At 72.5% G+C, this 16,121-nt stretch carries 13 protein-coding genes and 1 pseudogene; 10 read left to right on the top strand and 4 right to left on the bottom strand.

Going from position 1 to position 16,121, the window contains the following annotated elements; all coding sequences use genetic code 11:
- Positions 1–11: 11 nt before the first annotated feature.
- The 10 genes and pseudogenes from iolC to ABD652_RS11750 all read left to right on the top strand — a co-directional run bounded on the left by iolC (position 12) and on the right by ABD652_RS11750 (position 12,064).
- The gene (gene iolC / locus ABD652_RS11795) at positions 12–998 is read left to right on the top strand and encodes a 5-dehydro-2-deoxygluconokinase (protein ID WP_344721582.1); all 987 of its coding nucleotides are present in this window, start codon (positions 12–14) and stop codon (positions 996–998) included.
- Positions 995–1,990, top strand: a complete 996-nt coding sequence (locus tag ABD652_RS11790; protein WP_344721580.1) for a Cgl0159 family (beta/alpha)8-fold protein — start codon at positions 995–997, stop codon at positions 1,988–1,990. The genes iolC and ABD652_RS11790 overlap by 4 nt, the downstream gene beginning before the upstream one ends.
- Positions 1,987–4,035 carry a 3D-(3,5/4)-trihydroxycyclohexane-1,2-dione acylhydrolase (decyclizing) gene (locus ABD652_RS11785; RefSeq protein ID WP_344721578.1) on the top strand — a complete coding sequence of 683 codons (2,049 nt, stop codon included), beginning with the start codon at positions 1,987–1,989 and terminating at the stop codon, positions 4,033–4,035. Before ABD652_RS11790 ends, ABD652_RS11785 begins: the two co-directional genes overlap by 4 nt.
- Positions 4,035–5,576: a CoA-acylating methylmalonate-semialdehyde dehydrogenase gene (locus ABD652_RS11780; protein WP_344721576.1), complete on the top strand. Its 1,542-nt coding sequence runs from the start codon at positions 4,035–4,037 to the stop codon at positions 5,574–5,576. Before ABD652_RS11785 ends, ABD652_RS11780 begins: the two co-directional genes overlap by 1 nt.
- 250 nt (positions 5,577–5,826) lie before the next feature.
- A complete protein-coding gene (locus tag ABD652_RS11775; protein ID WP_344721574.1) occupies positions 5,827–6,864 on the top strand; it encodes a Gfo/Idh/MocA family protein in 1,038 nt (345 codons plus the stop codon).
- A 52-nt stretch (positions 6,865–6,916) separates the two neighbouring features.
- Positions 6,917–7,792: a sugar phosphate isomerase/epimerase family protein gene (locus ABD652_RS11770; RefSeq protein ID WP_344721572.1), complete on the top strand. Its 876-nt coding sequence runs from the start codon at positions 6,917–6,919 to the stop codon at positions 7,790–7,792.
- A 21-nt stretch (positions 7,793–7,813) separates the two neighbouring features.
- Positions 7,814–9,259 (top strand): annotated as a pseudogene (locus ABD652_RS11765) (sugar porter family MFS transporter); the annotation flags it as partial.
- 97 nt (positions 9,260–9,356) lie between these two features.
- Positions 9,357–10,568: a Gfo/Idh/MocA family protein gene (locus ABD652_RS11760; RefSeq protein WP_344721570.1), complete on the top strand. Its 1,212-nt coding sequence runs from the start codon at positions 9,357–9,359 to the stop codon at positions 10,566–10,568.
- Between the two features lie 56 nt (positions 10,569–10,624).
- On the top strand, positions 10,625–11,623 hold the full coding sequence (locus tag ABD652_RS11755; RefSeq protein ID WP_344721568.1) for a sugar phosphate isomerase/epimerase family protein: 999 nt from the start codon (positions 10,625–10,627) through the stop codon (positions 11,621–11,623).
- Positions 11,624–11,665: 42 nt separating this feature from the next.
- Complete coding sequence (locus ABD652_RS11750; protein ID WP_344721566.1) at positions 11,666–12,064, top strand: tautomerase family protein; 399 nt, start codon at positions 11,666–11,668, stop codon at positions 12,062–12,064.
- 58 nt (positions 12,065–12,122) lie between these two features.
- Here the strand turns inward: ABD652_RS11750 and ABD652_RS11745 are convergent, their stop codons facing one another.
- From ABD652_RS11745 to ABD652_RS11730, 4 genes are all read right to left on the bottom strand, one after another.
- Positions 12,123–13,142, bottom strand: coding sequence for a Gfo/Idh/MocA family oxidoreductase (locus ABD652_RS11745; RefSeq protein ID WP_344721563.1), 1,020 nt, complete (start codon positions 13,140–13,142; stop codon positions 12,123–12,125).
- A gap of 86 nt (positions 13,143–13,228) precedes the next feature.
- Positions 13,229–14,230: a Gfo/Idh/MocA family protein gene (locus ABD652_RS11740; RefSeq protein WP_344721561.1), complete on the bottom strand. Its 1,002-nt coding sequence runs from the start codon at positions 14,228–14,230 to the stop codon at positions 13,229–13,231.
- Positions 14,231–14,291: 61 nt separating this feature from the next.
- A complete protein-coding gene (iolB, locus tag ABD652_RS11735; protein ID WP_344721559.1) occupies positions 14,292–15,248 on the bottom strand; it encodes a 5-deoxy-glucuronate isomerase in 957 nt (318 codons plus the stop codon).
- Between the two features lie 74 nt (positions 15,249–15,322).
- Positions 15,323–16,060 (bottom strand): GntR family transcriptional regulator, encoded by a 738-nt coding sequence (locus tag ABD652_RS11730; RefSeq protein WP_344721557.1) that lies wholly within the window; start codon positions 16,058–16,060, stop codon positions 15,323–15,325.
- Between the last annotated feature and the right edge of the window lie 61 nt (positions 16,061–16,121).

Here is a 16,121-nt window from a genome sequence, read left to right as displayed (position 1 = left end):
CAGGAGCATCGATGACCCACGACCTCATCACGATGGGACGCATCAGCGTCGACATCTACCCGAACGACATCGGCGTCGGCCTCGCCGAGGTCTCCAGCTTCGGCAAGTACCTCGGCGGATCCCCGGCCAACGTCGCCGTCGCCGCCGCCCGCCACGGGCGCCGCCCGGCGGTGATCACCCGCACCGGAGACGACTCCTTCGGCGAGTTCCTCCACCACGAGCTGCGCCGCTACGGCGTCGACGACCAGTGGGTCGCTCCGGTGTCCGCGCTGCAGACGCCGGTGACCTTCTGCGCGATCCGTCCGCCGGAGGACTTCCCGCTCTACTTCTACGGCCGCTCCCCCAGCGCCCCGGACTGGGAGATCGAGGCCGACGAGCTGGACACCGCGGCCATCGCCGAGGCGAAGATCTTCTGGTCCACCGTCACCGGCCTCTCCCGGCCGACGGCCCGCGAGGCGCAGGTCGCCGCGCATCAGGCCCGGCCGCAGGCGTCGCTGGCCGCGGGCCAGCACACCATCCTCGACCTCGACTATCGCCCGATGTTCTGGGATTCCGTCGAGCAGGCCCGCGAGCAGGTGCAGCGCATCCTGCCGCAGGTCACCGTCGCCGTCGGCAACTCCGAGGAGTGCGCCGTCGCCGTCGGCGAGGGTACTCCGGACGAGCAGGCCGACCGGCTGCTGGCCGCCGGCGTGCAGCTGGCCGTGGTCAAGCGCGGCTCCGAGGGCGTCATGGCCGCCACCGCCGACGAGCGGGTCATCTCCGCGCCGCTGCCGGTGGAGACCGTCAACGGCCTCGGCGCCGGCGACGCCTTCGGCGGAGCGCTGGTCCACGGGCTGCTGGCCGGCTGGCCGCTGGAGCAGGTGCTCGACTACGCCAACGCCGCCGGCGCGCTGGTCGCCTCCGAGATCGCCTGCTCGGAGGCGATGCCCACGCCCCCGGCGGTCGCCGAGATGCTCACCGCCCGGGGACGGGCCGTGCCCGAGGAGGTCACCGCATGAGCACCGCCCTCGACCAGACCCGCGCGGCGATCTCGCCGCCGGGCGACGACGATCCGCGCCGCTACGAGCCGCTGACCCGGCTGCGTCTGGAGCACCCCGAGGCCGTCGCCGAGGCCGCCGCGATCCGTCGGCACCACCCCGGCGCCCGCTACGGGCGGCAGAACTTCATCATCGCCGCCGACCACGCCGCCCGCGGCGCGCTGGCGGTGAAGGACGACCTCCGGGCGATGGCCGACCGCCGCGACCTGCTCGACCGGCTGCGCATCGCCCTGGCCGACCCCGCCGTCGACGGCGTGCTGGCCTCCCCGGACGTCCTCGACGACCTGCTGCTGCTCGGCGCGCTGGAGGGCAAGCAGATCTTCGGCTCGATGAACCGCGCCGGGCTCCCCGGCCTGGTCAACGAGATCGACGACCGCTTCACCGGCCACACCGCCGCCGCCCTGGCCGCCCTCGGCGCCACCGGCGGCAAGATGCTCACCCGCATCGCCTTCGACGACGCCGCGACGACGTCGATGCTCGAGTCCACCGCCCAGGCGGTCGACGGGCTGCACGCCCACGACCTGGTCGCGATGGTCGAACCGTTCATCTCCCGGTCCTCCGGAGCCCGCGTGGTCAACGACCTGAGCACCGACGCGGTGGTGCAGTCGGTGGCCATCGCCCAGGGGCTGGGCGCCAGCTCGGCCGACACCTGGATGAAGCTGCCCGTCGTCGCGGAGATGGAGCGGGTCATGGCCGCGACCACGCTTCCGACGGTGCTCCTCGGCGGCGAGCCGACCGGCGCCACCGACGAGACGCTGGAGACCTGGCGCAGCGCCCTGCGGCTGCCAGGCGTGCAGGGCCTGACCGTCGGCCGCACGCTGCTCTACCCTGACGGCGGCGACGTCGCCGCCGCAGTGGGCGAGGCCGCGTCCCTGCTGCAGAACCCCGCGGCGGCCCCCGCCGCCGACGCGACGTCTCCGGCGCCGGCCGGAGCGAAGGAGGAGGACCGATGACCACCCGTGAGATGTCGGTGGCCCAGGCGACGGTGGAGTTCCTGGCGAACCAGCGCACTGTCGACATCGTCGACGGCGAGCGCGTCGAGGTCCGCACGATCCCGGGGACGCATGGGATCTTCGGGCACGGCAACGTCGCCGGCGTCGGCCAGGCGCTGAAGCAGGCCCAGGCGCTGGCCCCCGGGCTGATGCCGTACCACCAGGGCCGCAACGAGCAGGGCCTGGTCCACCAGGCGGTCGGCTACGCCCGCCACACCCGCCGACGGCAGACCTATGCGGTGACCGCCTCGATCGGCCCGGGCTCGACCAACATGGTCACCGGCGCCGCGCTGGCGACGACCAACCGACTGCCGGCGCTGCTGCTGCCCTCCGACGAGTTCGCCACCCGCGCGCCGGACCCGGTGCTGCAGCAGCTGGAGCTGCCGCATGCCTACGACGTCAGCTGCGCCGACGTCTTCCGGCCGATCAGCCGCTTCTTCGACCGGGTCTCCCGCCCGGAGCAGCTCTGCTCCTCGCTGCTGCACGGCATGCGGGTGCTCACCGACCCGGCCGAGACCGGCGCGGTGACCATCTCGCTGCCGCAGGACGTCCAGGCCGAGCGGATCGAGGTCCCCGAGGAGTTCCTGGCCCCGCGGCAGTGGCGGATCCGCCGCCCGGAGCCCGAGGAGTCCGACATCGCCGACGCGGTGGAGGTCATCCGCTCGGCGCGGCGTCCGCTGATCGTCGCCGGCGGCGGCGTGCACTACGCCTTCGCCGAGGAGAAGCTGCGCGCGCTGGCCGAGGCCACCGGCACTCCGGTGACCTACACCCAGGCCGGCGTCGGGGTGATGGACTGGGACCACCCGCTGTGCCTGGGTGCGATCGGCTCCACCGGCTCGACGGCGTCGAACGCCTATGCCGCCGACGCCGACGTCGTCATCGGCGTGGGCACCCGGTGGGAGGACTTCACCACCGCCTCGATGACCGCCTTCCAGCACGCCGAGGTGCGGTTCGTGACGATCAACATCACCGGGCTCGACGCCCAGAAGATGGGCACCTCGGTGCCGGTGATCGCCGACGCCGGCAAGGCGCTGACCGCGCTCACCGCGGCGCTGAGCTCCGTGGGCCATCACGCCGGCGAGCAGGTCGCCGAGACCGTCCGCGCGCAGAAGGCCCGCTGGGACGGCATCGTCGACGAGGCCTTCACCACCAGGAATCAGCCGCTGCCCGCGCAGGACGAGATCATCGGGGCGGTGAACGCCGCCATGGACGACCGCGACACCGTCGTCTGCGCGGCCGGCTCGCTGCCGGGCGACCTGCACAAGATGTGGCGCGTCAAGGACGCCCACGGCTATCACGTCGAGTACGCCTACTCCTGCATGGGCTACGAGATCGCCGGCGGGCTGGGCGTCAAGCGCGCCGCGCTGGCCGAGGCCGCCGGCACCGCCGCCACCGGCTCGACCACCGCCGGGCCGGCGTCGGACGCCGGCGCCGACGACGACGGCCGCGACGTCGTCGTCATGGTCGGCGACGGCTCCTATCTGATGATGCACACCGAGCTGGTCACCGCCGTCGCCGAGGGCATCAAGCTGATCGTGGTGCTCATCCAGAACCACGGCTACGCCTCCATCGGGGCGCTGTCCGAGTCGCTGGGCTCGCAGCGCTTCGGCACCAAGTACCGCTACCTCGACGAGGAGACCCGCAGCTTCGACGAGGGCTCGGCGCTGCCGGTGGACCTGGCGACCAACGCCGAGTCGCTGGGCGTCGACGTCATCCGCGTCGACCGCGGCGCCGACGTGATCGATCGGCTGCAGGACGCCGTCGCCGAGGCCAAGGCGCGCGAGGAGGGCTCCGGCCCGGTGCTCGTCCATGTCGAGTCCACCCCCTTCATCGACGCCCCGGACTCGGAATCCTGGTGGGACGTGCCGGTCACCGGCGTCTCCGCCCTGGACTCCACCCAGCAGGCCCACCGAACCTACAGCCAGCACAAGTCCCGGCAGCGGCGGCTGCTGGGAGCCGCCCCCGCCGCCGGGGACGGGACCACGGACCACGAGAGGATCCACTGATGACTGCACAGACCACCCCTGAGACCACCGGGAGCACCGCGCCGGTCACCGACATCACGCACTGGATCGACGGCGAGGCCGACGCCGGCCACGGCGAGCGCCGCCAGGACGTCTTCAACCCCGCCACAGGCCGCGCCAGCGGCAGCCTGCACCTGGGCGACGGCGAGGACCTGGAGAAGACGCTGCAGGCCGCCCGGCGCGCGGCCGACTCCTGGGGCGAGATGTCGCTGTCGAAGCGCATGGGCGTGCTCTTCCGCTTCCGCGAGCTGGTCGCGGCCCACACCGACGAGCTGGCCGCGCTGGTCACCGCCGAGCACGGCAAGGTGCTCTCCGACGCCGCCGGAGAGGTCGCCCGCGGCCTGGAGGTCGTCGAGTACGCCTGCACGATGCCGCAGACGCTCAAGGGCGACTACACCGACCAGGCCTCCACGGGCATCGACGTCTTCTCCTTCCGCCAGCCGCTGGGCGTGGTCGCCGGCATCACGCCGTTCAACTTCCCGGTGATGGTGCCGCTGTGGATGGCGCCGGTGGCCATCGCCACCGGAAACGCCTTCGTGCTCAAGCCCTCCGAGCGCGATCCCTCGGCCTCGCTGCTGCTGGCGAAGCTCTGGAAGCAGGCGGGCCTGCCCGACGGCGTCTTCCAGGTGCTCCACGGCGACAAGGAGATCGTCGACGGCCTGCTCACCCACGAGCTGGTCGACGGCGTCTCCTTCGTCGGCTCCACGCCGATCGCGAAGCATGTGCACGAGACCGCCACCGCCCACGGCAAGCGGGTCCAGGCCCTCGGCGGGGCGAAGAACCACGCGGTGGTCATGCCCGACGCGGACCTCGAGCTGGCCGCCGACCACCTCTCGGCGGCGGCCTTCGGCTCGGCCGGCGAGCGCTGCATGGCGATCTCGGTGGCGGTGGCCGTCGGCGACGCCGCCGATGCGGTCGTCGAGAAGGTCGGGCAGCGCGCCCGGGACATCACCGTCGGCGACGGCACCGAGTCCGAGACCGACATGGGGCCGCTGATCACTCCGGCCTCGACCGAGCGGGTGCGCCGACTGGTCGGCGAGGCCGAGGCCGACGGCGCCGCCGTCGTCGTCGACGGCCGCGACCTGGTGGTCGAAGGACGCGAGGAGGGCTTCTTCGTCGGCCCGACGGTGCTCGACCGCGTGAAGGAGACGATGTCGGCCTATGAGGAGGAGATCTTCGGGCCCGTGCTCGCCGTGGTCCGGGTGGACACCCTGGAGGACGCGATCCGGGTGATCAACGCCAACCCCTACGGCAACGGCACCGCGATCTTCACCGGCTCCGGACACGCCGCCCGGACCTTCCAGCGGCAGGTCACCGTGGGCATGGTCGGGGTCAACATCCCGATCCCGGTGCCGGCCGCCCAGCACTCCTTCGGCGGGTGGAAGGACTCGCTCTTCGGCGACCTGCACATCTACGGCCCCGACGGGGTGCGCTTCTACACCCGCGGCAAGGTCGTCACCCAGCGGTGGCCGCATGAGAACGACGAGTCCACCGCGTCGATGAACTTCCCTTCCAACGGCTGAGCTCCAGCAGCTGAGCACCAACGGCTGAGCACGGCCCTCGCAGCGATCGGGCGGGGGATCCGGACGTCGTCGCCGCGCCCCTCGGGGCGCCGGCCGGCGGCGCCGGATCCCCCGCCCGAGCTGTGTCGGACCGTCGACCGAATCTTATAGTCCGAATGTCTGGACATATGCACGTGATGTGTCCTACAGTGAGTGCAGTCACAGCTTTGCGAGCACGCCTCGCCCCACCCCCGTTCGAGGAGCATCACACATGTCGATCTCACCGCAGGACGAGCTCCGCGTCGCCGTCGTCGGCGCCGGCCGCATGGGCGCGGACCACGTCGACCGCCTCGCCCACCGCACGCTGCGCGCCCGGGTCTCCGCCGTCGTCGACATCGACGCCGACCGCGCCGCCGCGGCGGCCGCCGGCGCCGACGGCGCGCAGGTCTTCACCAGCCTCGACGAGCTGCTGGCCGCCGACGTCGCCGACGCGGTGGTGCTGGCCACTCCCGGCTTCCTCCACGAGGAGGCCCTGCTGCGGCTCATCGACGCCGGGATCCCGGTGCTCTGCGAGAAGCCGCTCACCCCGGACCCGGAGTCCTCGCTGCGCGTGGTCGAAGCTGAGGCGGCCGCCGGCCGGCAGCTGATCCAGGTCGGCTTCATGCGCCGCTTCGACGCCGGCTACCGGCAGCTGAAGCAGCTGATCGACTCCGGCGAGCACGGCGAGCTGCTGCTGCTCCACCACCAGCACCGCAACCCGGTCTCGCCGCCGGAGTTCACCGACGAGATGATCATCCACGACTCGGTGGTCCACGAGTTCGACGCCGTGCGCTACTTCACCGGCGAAGAGGTCACCGAAGTCCAGGTGCGCCTGGGCCGGCGCAGCTCGCGGGCGGCCGAGACCCTCCACGACCCGCAGCTGGTCACCCTGCGCACCGAATCCGGCCTGCTGGCCACAGTCGAGATCTTCGTCAACGCCCAGTTCGGCTACCAGGTCCACACCCAGGCATCCTTCGAGGACGGAGTGGTCTCCATCGGCCAGGGCGCCGAGCTGCAGCTCACCACCGGCGGGCGCACCGGCGGCGCCGTCGACGCCGGCTTCGTCACCCGCTTCGGCGAGGCCTACGACCGCGAGGTGCAGGACTGGGTGGACGCCACGCTGCGCGGCGAGATCGCCGGCCCCGACGCCTGGGACGGCTACGCGACCGCCGCGTGCTGCGCCGCCGGCGTCGCCTCCCAGCAGGACCAGGGCCTGCAGACGGTGCAGCTGGCCCAGCGCCCGAGCTTCTACTCCCGCCCGACGGACTGACCCGGGCCGCCCCGCGCGCCCCGCCCGCCCCTTCCGAGAGGACCGGACTCCCATGAAGTACGCCCTGGACCCCACACCCTTCCACAGCACCCACTCGCTGCTGGAGTTCCCCCGCCTGGCCGCCGAGCTGGGCTTCGAACACCTGCAGCTGACCCCGCATCCGGACTTCGCCCCGTTCTTCCGGCACCCCACCGCCGACGACGACCTCGTGGCCGATCTGAAGCGGGCCTGCGCCGACGCCGGCGTCTCGATCGCCTCGATCCTGCCGGTGCAGCGCTGGTCCTCGCCGGACCCCGACGCCCGCCAGGCCGCCGTCCGCCACTGGCGCCGGATCCTGCAGATGGCCGTCGACCTCGGCGTCGAGCAGCTCAACACCGAGTTCTCCGGCCGGCCGGAGCTGGCCGAGGAGTCGGAGCGGGCCTTCCACCGCTCGATGGACGAGCTGCTGCCGACCATCGAGTCCGAGGGGCTGCATGTGGCCATCGACCCGCACCCCGACGACTTCGTCGAGCAGGGACTGGCCGCCTGGCGGGTCATCCGCGGGGTGAACTCGAAGCACCTCGGCTTCGTCTACGTCGCCCCGCACACCTTCCACTACCAGGACCCGATGCCGGAGATCCTCGACGCCGTCGGCGACCGGCTGCGCGTGGTGCACGTGGCCGACACCTACGACCACCACCGCTCGAACGGCCTGCGCTACATCACCAATCCCCCCGAGTCCCCGGCGCGGGTGCACCAGCACAACAAGCTCGGCGTCGGCGACGTCGACTGGGACCGCTTCTTCGCCGAGCTGGCCCGCAACGACTTCGACCAGCGCGCCGAGTCGGTGATGGTCACCAGCGTCTTCGGCGAGAACGAGGACGCCCACGACGTCTCGCGCTTCCAGCTCGAGCAGATGACGACCAGGATGAGCGCCGCGCGGCGATGACGCCGGCGGCCGAATCGGACGAAGGACATCACCATGAGCAACATCAAGCCTGAGAAGGGCTCCACGCCGGCCGGCGTCGGACGGCGCAGGAGCACGATCCTCATCTATCTCTTCGGCGCGCTCGGCGGGCTGAACTGGGGATACGACACCGGCGTCATCTCCGCGGCGCTGATCTATCTGCGCGAGGAGTTCCAGATGGACAGCTGGACCGAGGGCTGGGTCGTCACCGGCCTGATCCTCGGCGCGATCGTCGGCGCGGCCGTCGGCGGCCGGATGTCGGACAAGTTCGGCCGGTGGAAGGTGCTGATGGCCACCGCGGTGACCTTCATCATCGCTCCCCTCGGCATGGCGGCCGCTCCGACGACGGAGGTCCTGTTCATCTTCCGCGTCATCGTCGGCCTCGGCGCCGGCCTGGCGGCGGTGACCCTGCCGGTCTATCTCTCGGAGATCGCCCCGGCGCGGATCCGCGGCAAGGTCACCGCCTTCTACGCCCTGGCGATCGTCTCCGGGCAGTTCCTCGGCTTCATCATCGGACTCGCCTTCGCCCCGATGGAGTCCTGGCGCTGGATGCTGGGCCTGTCGGTGGTGCCCTCGGTGCTCTTCACCATCGGCCTGTTCTTCATCTGGGAGACGCCGCGCTGGCTGGTCAAGAAGGGCCGCGAGGACGAGGCGAAGCAGGTGCTGCTCTACGACCGCACCGAGGAGGAGGCCTCCGCCGAACTGCAGGAGATCCACGTCATCCAGCAGGCCGAGGAGGCCGCCGGCGCGCAGAATCTCAAAGCGCTGCTGCAGGCCTGGGTCCGCCCGATCCTCGTCGTCGGCCTCGGCCTGGCGATCCTGCAGCAGATCATGGGCATCAACTCGATCATCTACTACGCCCCGACCACGCTGCAGAACGTCGGCTTCTCCGACCAGGCCGCCGTCGCCTCCAACCTGATCATCGGCATCATGAACATCCTGGCCGTCTGGCTGGCGCTGACCTACGCGGACCGCTGGGGCCGCAAGCCGCTGCTCATCGCCGGCGCCGTCGGCACCTGCCTGAGCCTGGGCGTGCTGGCCTTCACCAACCTGGTGCTGCCCGAGCCCGACGGCTTCGGACTCGTCGGCATCGTCACGCTGGTCTGCATGGCCGTCTACATCTTCATGTTCCAGGCCAGCTGGGGCTCGATGGTCTGGGTCATGCTCGGCGAGATCTTCCCGCTGGGCATCCGCGCGGCCGCGATGGGCGTGGCGACCACCGCCCTGTGGGTCGGCAACGGCATCGTCTCGCTGGGCTTCCCGCCGGTGCTGGAGGCCGTCGGCGTCGGCTGGCTCTTCACCGGCTTCGCCGTCATCTGCCTCGGCGCCCTGATCTTCACCTGGCGGCGCGTCCCGGAGACCAAGGGCCGCTCGCTGGAGGAGATCGAGTCGACCTTCCGCAACACCGCCGGCATGCCCGCCGTGCCGAGCCCGAAGCGCATGCGCTGACGCCGGCGCCGCGCCGCCGGCGGCAGTCGGACCTGACCCCACGCTCCGGGCCGTCCTCGCCTCGAGGGCGGCCCGGACTCGTCTCCGAGGAGTACCCATGAGTGATGAGATGACCGAGGACCGTCCGCTCGGCGTCGCCGTGATCGGCGCCGGCATGGCCGGAGCCGCCCACGCCGCCGCCTGGCGGGCGGCGACCACAGTGCGCACCCCGCTCCCCCGCCCGGTGCGGCTCGTCGCCGTCGCCGACATCGCCGAGCCGCTGGCCCGGCACGTCGCCGGCCGCTTCGGCTACGAGCGGGTCGAGACCGACTGGCGCGCGCTGCTCGACGCCGCCGACGTCGACGTCGTCTCCGTGGTCGTGGCCAACCGGCTGCACCGCGAGATAGTCGAGGCGCTGCTGGCCGCCGGCAAACACGTGCTCTGCGAGAAGCCGCTGGCCGACACGCGCGAGGACGCCGAGGCCATGGTCGCCGCGGCTGAGACCGCGGGCCCGGTGGCCCGCCTGGGCTACACCTACCGGCGGGCCCCGGGGCTGGCCGCACTGCGCGAGCTGGTGACCTCCGGCGCGCTCGGCGAGATCGTCCACCTGCACGGCCGCTACCTGGCCGACTACGCCTGCGACCCGCAGGCGCCGATGGCCTGGCGCTTCCGCGGCGAGCCCGGATCCGGGGCGCTGGGCGACGTCGGCAGCCACCTGCTCGACGCCGCCGAGTTCCTGGCCGGACCGATGCGCGCCGTCTCCGGCGCCCGGTTCCGCACTGTCGTCGCCGAGCGGCCGCTGCCGCTGACCGCGACGGTCGGCCACGGCAAGGTCGCAGTGAGCGAGGAGACCGAGCCGGTCACCAATGACGACTGGGCCGGCTTCACCGCGGACTTCGACGGCGCCGCGGGCACCTTCGAGGCCTCCCGCGTCGCCGCCGGCCACCCCAACGGCCTGCGGCTGGAGATCAGCTGCCGCGCCGGCGCGGCGGTCTGGGACCAGGAGAACCCCGCCGAGATCCAGGTCCACACCCAGGAGATCGGCGGCGCCGCCGCGGCGAGCAACGGCTTCCGCACCGTCAAGCTCGGCCCCGAGCACCCGTACATCGGCGAGGGGTACGCGATGGCGGCCCCGGGCATCGGCGTCGGGCAGAACGACGGCTTCATCTTCCAGGCCCGGGCCTTCCTCGAAGAGGTCGTCGGCCTCGACGAGGAGCAGTCCTGGCCGCGCTGCGCCTCCTTCGCCGAGGGGCTGCGCACCCTCGACCTCATCGAGGCGGTCGTCGCCTCGGCCGGGGACGAGGGGCGCGCAGTCTCCGTCGCCCGCTGACCCGACTGGTCACCCGTCCGCGGGCTTCTCCGCCCGCTTCCGAGAGGAGACCCACTATGCATCTGGGCCTGTACACCGCTCCGCTGCACGACCGCCCGCTGGCCGAGGCCCTCGACGTCGTCGCCGGCTGCGGCCTCGACGCCGTCGAGCTCAACACCGGCGGCTTCCTGCCGGCCGCCCACATCCCAGTCGAGGAGCTCGACGCCGATCCCTCGCGGGCCGCCGAGTGGCTGGCCACCTTCGAGGGCACCGGGGTCAGCCTGCAGGGGCTGAACTGCAACGGCAATCCGCTGCATCCGGACCCGCGGACCGGACAGAGGCACGCCGAGGACCTGCGGCGCAGCATCCGCGTGGCCGGCGCGCTCGGCCAGACCCGAGTGGTGTGCATGTCCGGGCTGCCGGCGGCCGAGCCGGGCGGCGGCCAGCCCGCCTGGGTGGTCAACGCCTGGTCCTCCCGCGCGCTCGACGTGCTGGAGCACCAGTGGGAGGTCGCCGCGGCGTTCTGGACCGAGATCGATGCGCTCGCCGCCGCGCACGGCGTCACCGTCGCGCTGGAGCTGCATCCGCAGAATCTGGTCTTCAACCCGCCGAGCTTCCTGGAGCTGATCGAGCGCACCTCCGCGACGCAGCTCGGCGTCGAGCTCGACGCCAGCCACCTGTTCTGGCAGCAGATGGATCCCGTCCAGGTGGTGCGGCGCCTGGGACGGCACGTCGTCCATGCCGCGGCCAAGGATGTGCGCGTCAATCCGGAGGCCGCCTGGTGCGGCGTGCTGGACAACAGCTTCCGGCGCCTCGGCCCGGACGAGGACCGCACGCAGATCGGCGCCGAGGAATTCGCCAACGAGTGGCCGCAGGATTCCGCCTGGGACTTCGTCGCGCTGGGTCGCGGCCATGACGCCGAGTACTGGGCGGAGTTCCTCGCCGCGCTGCACGCCGTCGACCCCGGCATGGCGGTGCAGATCGAGCACGAGGACACCTCGCTCGGCGCCGTCGAGGGTGTGCGCGAATCCTCCGCCGTGCTGCTCGACGCCGCCGGCCGCGCCGGACTGCGCTGACCCCCGCCCCTCTCCCCTCCACCCCTGACGAAGGAGACACTCATGCCCCTGGTGCGCATCGACCACAGCGACGCCCGGACCAACCCGCGCGAGATCGCCGACGCCGTCCACCGGGCAATCGTCGACACCTACGGCATCCCCGAGCGGGACCGCTTCCAGGTGCTCGCGGCCCGCCCCGCCGAGGCGATCATCGCCCAGGACGCCGGGCTGGGCTTCGAGCGGCAGGACCCGGTGATCATCCAGATCTTCACCCAGCGCGGCCGCGACGTCGCGCAGAAGCAGGCGCTCTACGCGGAGATCGCCGCCGCGCTCGAGCCGGTCGGCGTCGCCGGCTCGGACGTGTTCATCGGATACGTGGAGAACGGTCCGGAGGACTGGAGCTTCGGCTTCGGCACCGCCCAGTACGTCACCGGCGAGCTGGGCGTGCCGCGGACGGACTGAGCCGCGCGCTCCGCCGTCGATCCGCCGCGGAGCTGACGCGGATCCGACGCCGAGGGGTTCAGAGCGGCACGCTGCGCCCTTCGGCGTCGGCGGTCCGCGCGGCGTCCAGGATCTCCAGCGTGTGCACCGCCTGCTCCAGAGTGACGCTGAACCCCCGCCCCGCGGCGAGCGCGGCATGCAGCTCGCGGTAGAACTCCGCGTAGTCGCCGACGGCGCTGGGCACCGCCCGCCGACCGGCGGCGGTGGAGATCACGCCCCAGCGCTCCTCGTCCTCCACGCCCCAGTTCTCGGCGGTGCCCGGGTGTTCGCCGGCTAGGATCTGCTCGGTCTGCACGTCGGTCATCCGCGAGACGTAGGAGCCGCGCTCGGCGTGGATGGTCAGCTCCCGCTCGGTGAGGTGGAAGACCTTGCTGGCGGTGACCTGGCTGAAGACGCCGTCGCGGTGGTGCAGGCCGAGCACGTACCCGGCGTCGACGTCCTGCCCGTCGACCCGGACGTGATCCAGATGCGCGTCCACGCGCACGACCGACCCGAAGAGATGGGTCATCTGGTCGACCTGATGCGAGCCCAGGTCGCGCAGCAGCCCGTGGGCGGGACCAGCCTCCAGCGTGTCGGGCTCGTCGACGTCGAATCGGCTGACCGCCCGGCGCACCGGCCCCAGCTCGCCGGACTCCAGCACACCGGCCAGAGTCCGCAGATCAGTGTCCCAGCGGCGGTTGTGGAAGACGGTCAGCAGCAGCCCGGCCTCGCGGGCGGCTGCGGCGAGCTCGCGGCCGCCGTCGGCGGTGGGCGCGAAGGGCTTGTCGGCGACGACGTGCACGCCGCGGGCCAGGGCCGCCAGCACCAGCTCGCGCCGGGTCTCCGGCGGCGTGGTGATCACGACGACGTCGACGCCGCGGTCCAGCAGCGCCTCGAGGTCGTCGACGGCGGGCACTCCGGGCGCGTCCTCGGCCAGCTCGGCCCGGCGGGCGGCCGAGCGGGTGACGACCCCGACCAGCTCCCAGGCCTCGGCCGCCTGGATGTAGGGCAGGTGGAAGCGTCGTCCGCCGAAGCCGAAGCCGACCAGACCGATGCGCATGCGTGCTCCTTCCGCGCCGGACGGGCGATCCCGGCGCTCCTCGTCGATGATGTCCTGCCGCAGGCGGCGATCCTGCCGGCCCCGGCTCAGCGCCGCACCGGCTCCGTCCGCCCCGTCTCCAGCGCACGCTGCGCCGCATCGGCGACGCGCGAGGCGTCCACCGCCTCGGCGGGGGTGCAGGGGCTGTCCTGTTCACCGCGGACCACTGCGACGAAGGTGCGCATCTCCTCGCGATAGGCGGCGGCGAAGCGCTCGTGGAAGGTCCGGTGGACCGGCCCGGCGGGGAAGGCCGCCCCGGCCTCGGCCGAGCGGCCGGCGTAGCTGTCGTCGAGCCCGACCTGCAGGCTCGCCGCCGAGCCCTGCAGCTCCAGCCGCACGTCATGGCCGGCGCCGTTGTACCGGGTCGCCGAGACGGTGGCCACGGTGCCGTCGTCGAGGGTGACCAGCGCATGGGCGGTGTCGACGTCGCCGACCGCTCCGATCGCCGGATCCCCGCGGTTCGAGCCGCGGGCGCAGACCTCGACGATCCGCCGGCCGGTGATCCACTGCAGCGTGTCGAAGTCGTGGACCGAACAGTCGCGGAACAGTCCGCCGGAGGTGGCCAGGAACTCCACCGGCGGCGGGGTCATGTCCGCAGTGATCGCCCGGAGGGTGTGCAGCCAGCCGAGCTCGCCGGCCTGCACTGCGCGGCGGGCCTCGCAGTGCCCGGGGTCCAGCCGGCGCTGGTGGCCGATCTGCACCTGCGCACCCGCGGCCTCGACGGCCTCGAGCACCGGCAGCGCGGCCTCGACCGTCTCGGCCACCGGCTTCTCGCAGAACACCGGAATGGACGCCTCCACCGCGCGCAGGATCAGCGGGGCGTGGCCGCCGGTGCCGACGGCGATGACCACCCCGTCGGGCTGCTCGGCGAAGAGCGCGTCGACGTCGGCGACGGCGGCAGCCCCCAGCGGCTCGGCGACCTCGGCCGCCCGGGCGGCGTCGACGTCGGCGATGATCAGATCGACGCCGTCGTCGGCGAGCGCGGCGAGGTGCTCGGCGTGCATGGCGCCGATGCGTCCGGCGCCGATCAGTCCGATGCGGGTGGTCATCGTCGTCAGGTCCTCTGCTGCTCGTGGTGGTCGGGCGACGGCGCCGTCGGAGGAGAGCGGCTCAGCCGTCGAAGGGCAGCCGCGGGTCGACGTCCTGGTGCTCCCAGGTCTTCCGGATCCAGCCGTGGTGCGGGTCGTCGCTGATCAGCCACTTCCGCACCGGGCCTGGCCCGGCCATCACGTTGAGGTAGTACATGTCGTGGCCGGGCGGGGTCATCGCCGGGCCGTGCCAGCCGTGGGGCACCAGCACGACGTCGCCGGAGCGGACTTCGGCGGTGACGTCGATCTCGCGGTCGTCGGAGGCGTAGACGCGCTGATAGCCCATCGCGTCCGGGCCGCCGGCGGCCTCGTCCGGGATCGGCATGCCCTTCGCGGTCTGCATCTCGAAGTAGTAGATCTCCTCGAGGGCGGTCTCGCCCTCGGCCTCCTCGTCATGCTTATGCGGCGGGTAGGAGGACCAGTTGCCGTGCGGGGTGAGCACCTCGCAGACGATGAACCGGTCGGCCTCCAGCGTGGCCGGAGTGCCGAAGTTGCGCACCTCGCGGGAGAGCTGGCCGGCGCCGCGCAGCTCCACCGGCACCTCGTCGAGGCTCAGGTGCCGGACCGGGTAGGCCTGAGCGGCCGGGGCCGAGGCCACCGCGACGCGGCCGCCGGCGGCCGAGCGGATCGTCGCCGCCCGCCGCACGCCGGTGTAGAGCACATCGCTGGCTCCGGCGAAGACCGAGGCGCGGCCGGCCAGCTCATAGGTGCCGTCGTCGGCGGCCCCGCCCTCCGCGGAGACCTCGACGACGAAGGAGCCGGAGAGCGGCACGACGATGCGCTCCTCCTCCTGGGCGGCGAGCACGACCTCGCCGCCGGCGGGAAGGTCGGCCACGCGCAGCCCGGTGTGCGTCCAGCCGGGCGGCCGGACGAGCGACTCCTGCGTGCCCAGATCGACGAACCAGTCCCCCTGCGCGGCGTCGCCGGCGCGGTGGAACCAGGGCGAGGGCTGCGGGACGCGGGTGCTCTGCGAAGTCATCGGCGGGGTCCTTCCTGGGGTGTGGTCCTGGGATGCGGTCCTGGAATTCGGTCCGGGAGTGCGGACGCGGAGTGTCAGTTCACGAGGGTGGTGTCGAAGGAGTACCGGTCGGCGCGGTAGAGATGGTGGCCGCATTCGACCGCCCGTCCGGCGCTGTCCAGCGCGGTGCGGTCCATGGTCACCAGCGGATCGCCGGTCGCGACGCCGAGCAGCTCCGCCTGGCGCGCGTCGGCCACGGCGGCGCCGACGCGCTGGTGAGCCATCCGGAAGTCGACGCCGGCGGTGCGCAGCAGGTTGTAGAGCCCGCCGGCGGCGAGCGTCTCGCGGGAGAACTCGGCGACGTGCGGCGGCACCCAGTTCTCCATCAACGCCAGCGGACGCTCGTCCACCGAGCGCAGCCGGACCACGTGCTGGACCTCCTCGCCGGCGCGCAGCTGCAGGCGCTCGGCGACGTCGGCGGAGGCCGGCACGCGCTCCAGCGAGAGGACCTCGGTGCGCTGGCTGGCCCCTTCGTCCTGCAGGTCGTCGTAGAGGCTGGACAGCCGCAGATTGCGGCGGACCGGCGCGCCGACCACCTGGGTGCCGACGCCGCGGCGGCGGACGACGAGCCCGTCGCGCACCAGCTGATCCATGGCCTGCCGCATCGTCGGCCGCGAGAGGCTGAACCGCTTGGCCAGGTCGATCTCGTTCTCCAGCTTGGTCTCCGGCGGCAGCGTGCCGTCACGGATGGCACGCTCCAGCGCGGAGGCGACCTGGTGGTACAGCGGGACCGGCGACGAGCGGTCCAGGGTGATCTCCAGCTGATCGGACACGGTCTGCTCCTTCGTCATCGTATTGTCACTTTGTCATGACATTCTCAGTTTGTGAAGTCCA

Source organism: Nesterenkonia halobia, from assembly GCF_039536005.1.
In the GTDB taxonomy this organism is placed as follows: Bacteria; Actinomycetota; Actinomycetes; order Actinomycetales; family Micrococcaceae; genus Nesterenkonia; species Nesterenkonia halobia.
The sequence above is the reverse complement of the archived record's forward strand: the minus strand, read 5'-3'. Positions and strand labels throughout refer to the sequence as shown.

What these genes read in the sequence shown, in the direction of transcription:
- ABD652_RS11740 (WP_344721561.1), bottom strand. Translation starts at nt 14,230, where the DNA reads ATGACCACCCGCATCGGACTGATCGGCGCCGGACGCATCGGCGCCATG.
- ABD652_RS11780 (WP_344721576.1), top strand. Translation starts at nt 4,035, where the DNA reads ATGACTGCACAGACCACCCCTGAGACCACCGGGAGCACCGCGCCGGTC.
- ABD652_RS11775 (WP_344721574.1), top strand. Translation starts at nt 5,827, where the DNA reads ATGTCGATCTCACCGCAGGACGAGCTCCGCGTCGCCGTCGTCGGCGCC.
- iolC (WP_344721582.1), top strand. Translation starts at nt 12, where the DNA reads ATGACCCACGACCTCATCACGATGGGACGCATCAGCGTCGACATCTAC.
- ABD652_RS11770 (WP_344721572.1), top strand. Translation starts at nt 6,917, where the DNA reads ATGAAGTACGCCCTGGACCCCACACCCTTCCACAGCACCCACTCGCTG.
- ABD652_RS11755 (WP_344721568.1), top strand. Translation starts at nt 10,625, where the DNA reads ATGCATCTGGGCCTGTACACCGCTCCGCTGCACGACCGCCCGCTGGCC.
- ABD652_RS11790 (WP_344721580.1), top strand. Translation starts at nt 995, where the DNA reads ATGAGCACCGCCCTCGACCAGACCCGCGCGGCGATCTCGCCGCCGGGC.
- iolB (WP_344721559.1), bottom strand. Translation starts at nt 15,248, where the DNA reads ATGACTTCGCAGAGCACCCGCGTCCCGCAGCCCTCGCCCTGGTTCCAC.
- ABD652_RS11745 (WP_344721563.1), bottom strand. Translation starts at nt 13,142, where the DNA reads ATGCGCATCGGTCTGGTCGGCTTCGGCTTCGGCGGACGACGCTTCCAC.
- ABD652_RS11785 (WP_344721578.1), top strand. Translation starts at nt 1,987, where the DNA reads ATGACCACCCGTGAGATGTCGGTGGCCCAGGCGACGGTGGAGTTCCTG.
- ABD652_RS11760 (WP_344721570.1), top strand. Translation starts at nt 9,357, where the DNA reads ATGAGTGATGAGATGACCGAGGACCGTCCGCTCGGCGTCGCCGTGATC.
- ABD652_RS11750 (WP_344721566.1), top strand. Translation starts at nt 11,666, where the DNA reads ATGCCCCTGGTGCGCATCGACCACAGCGACGCCCGGACCAACCCGCGC.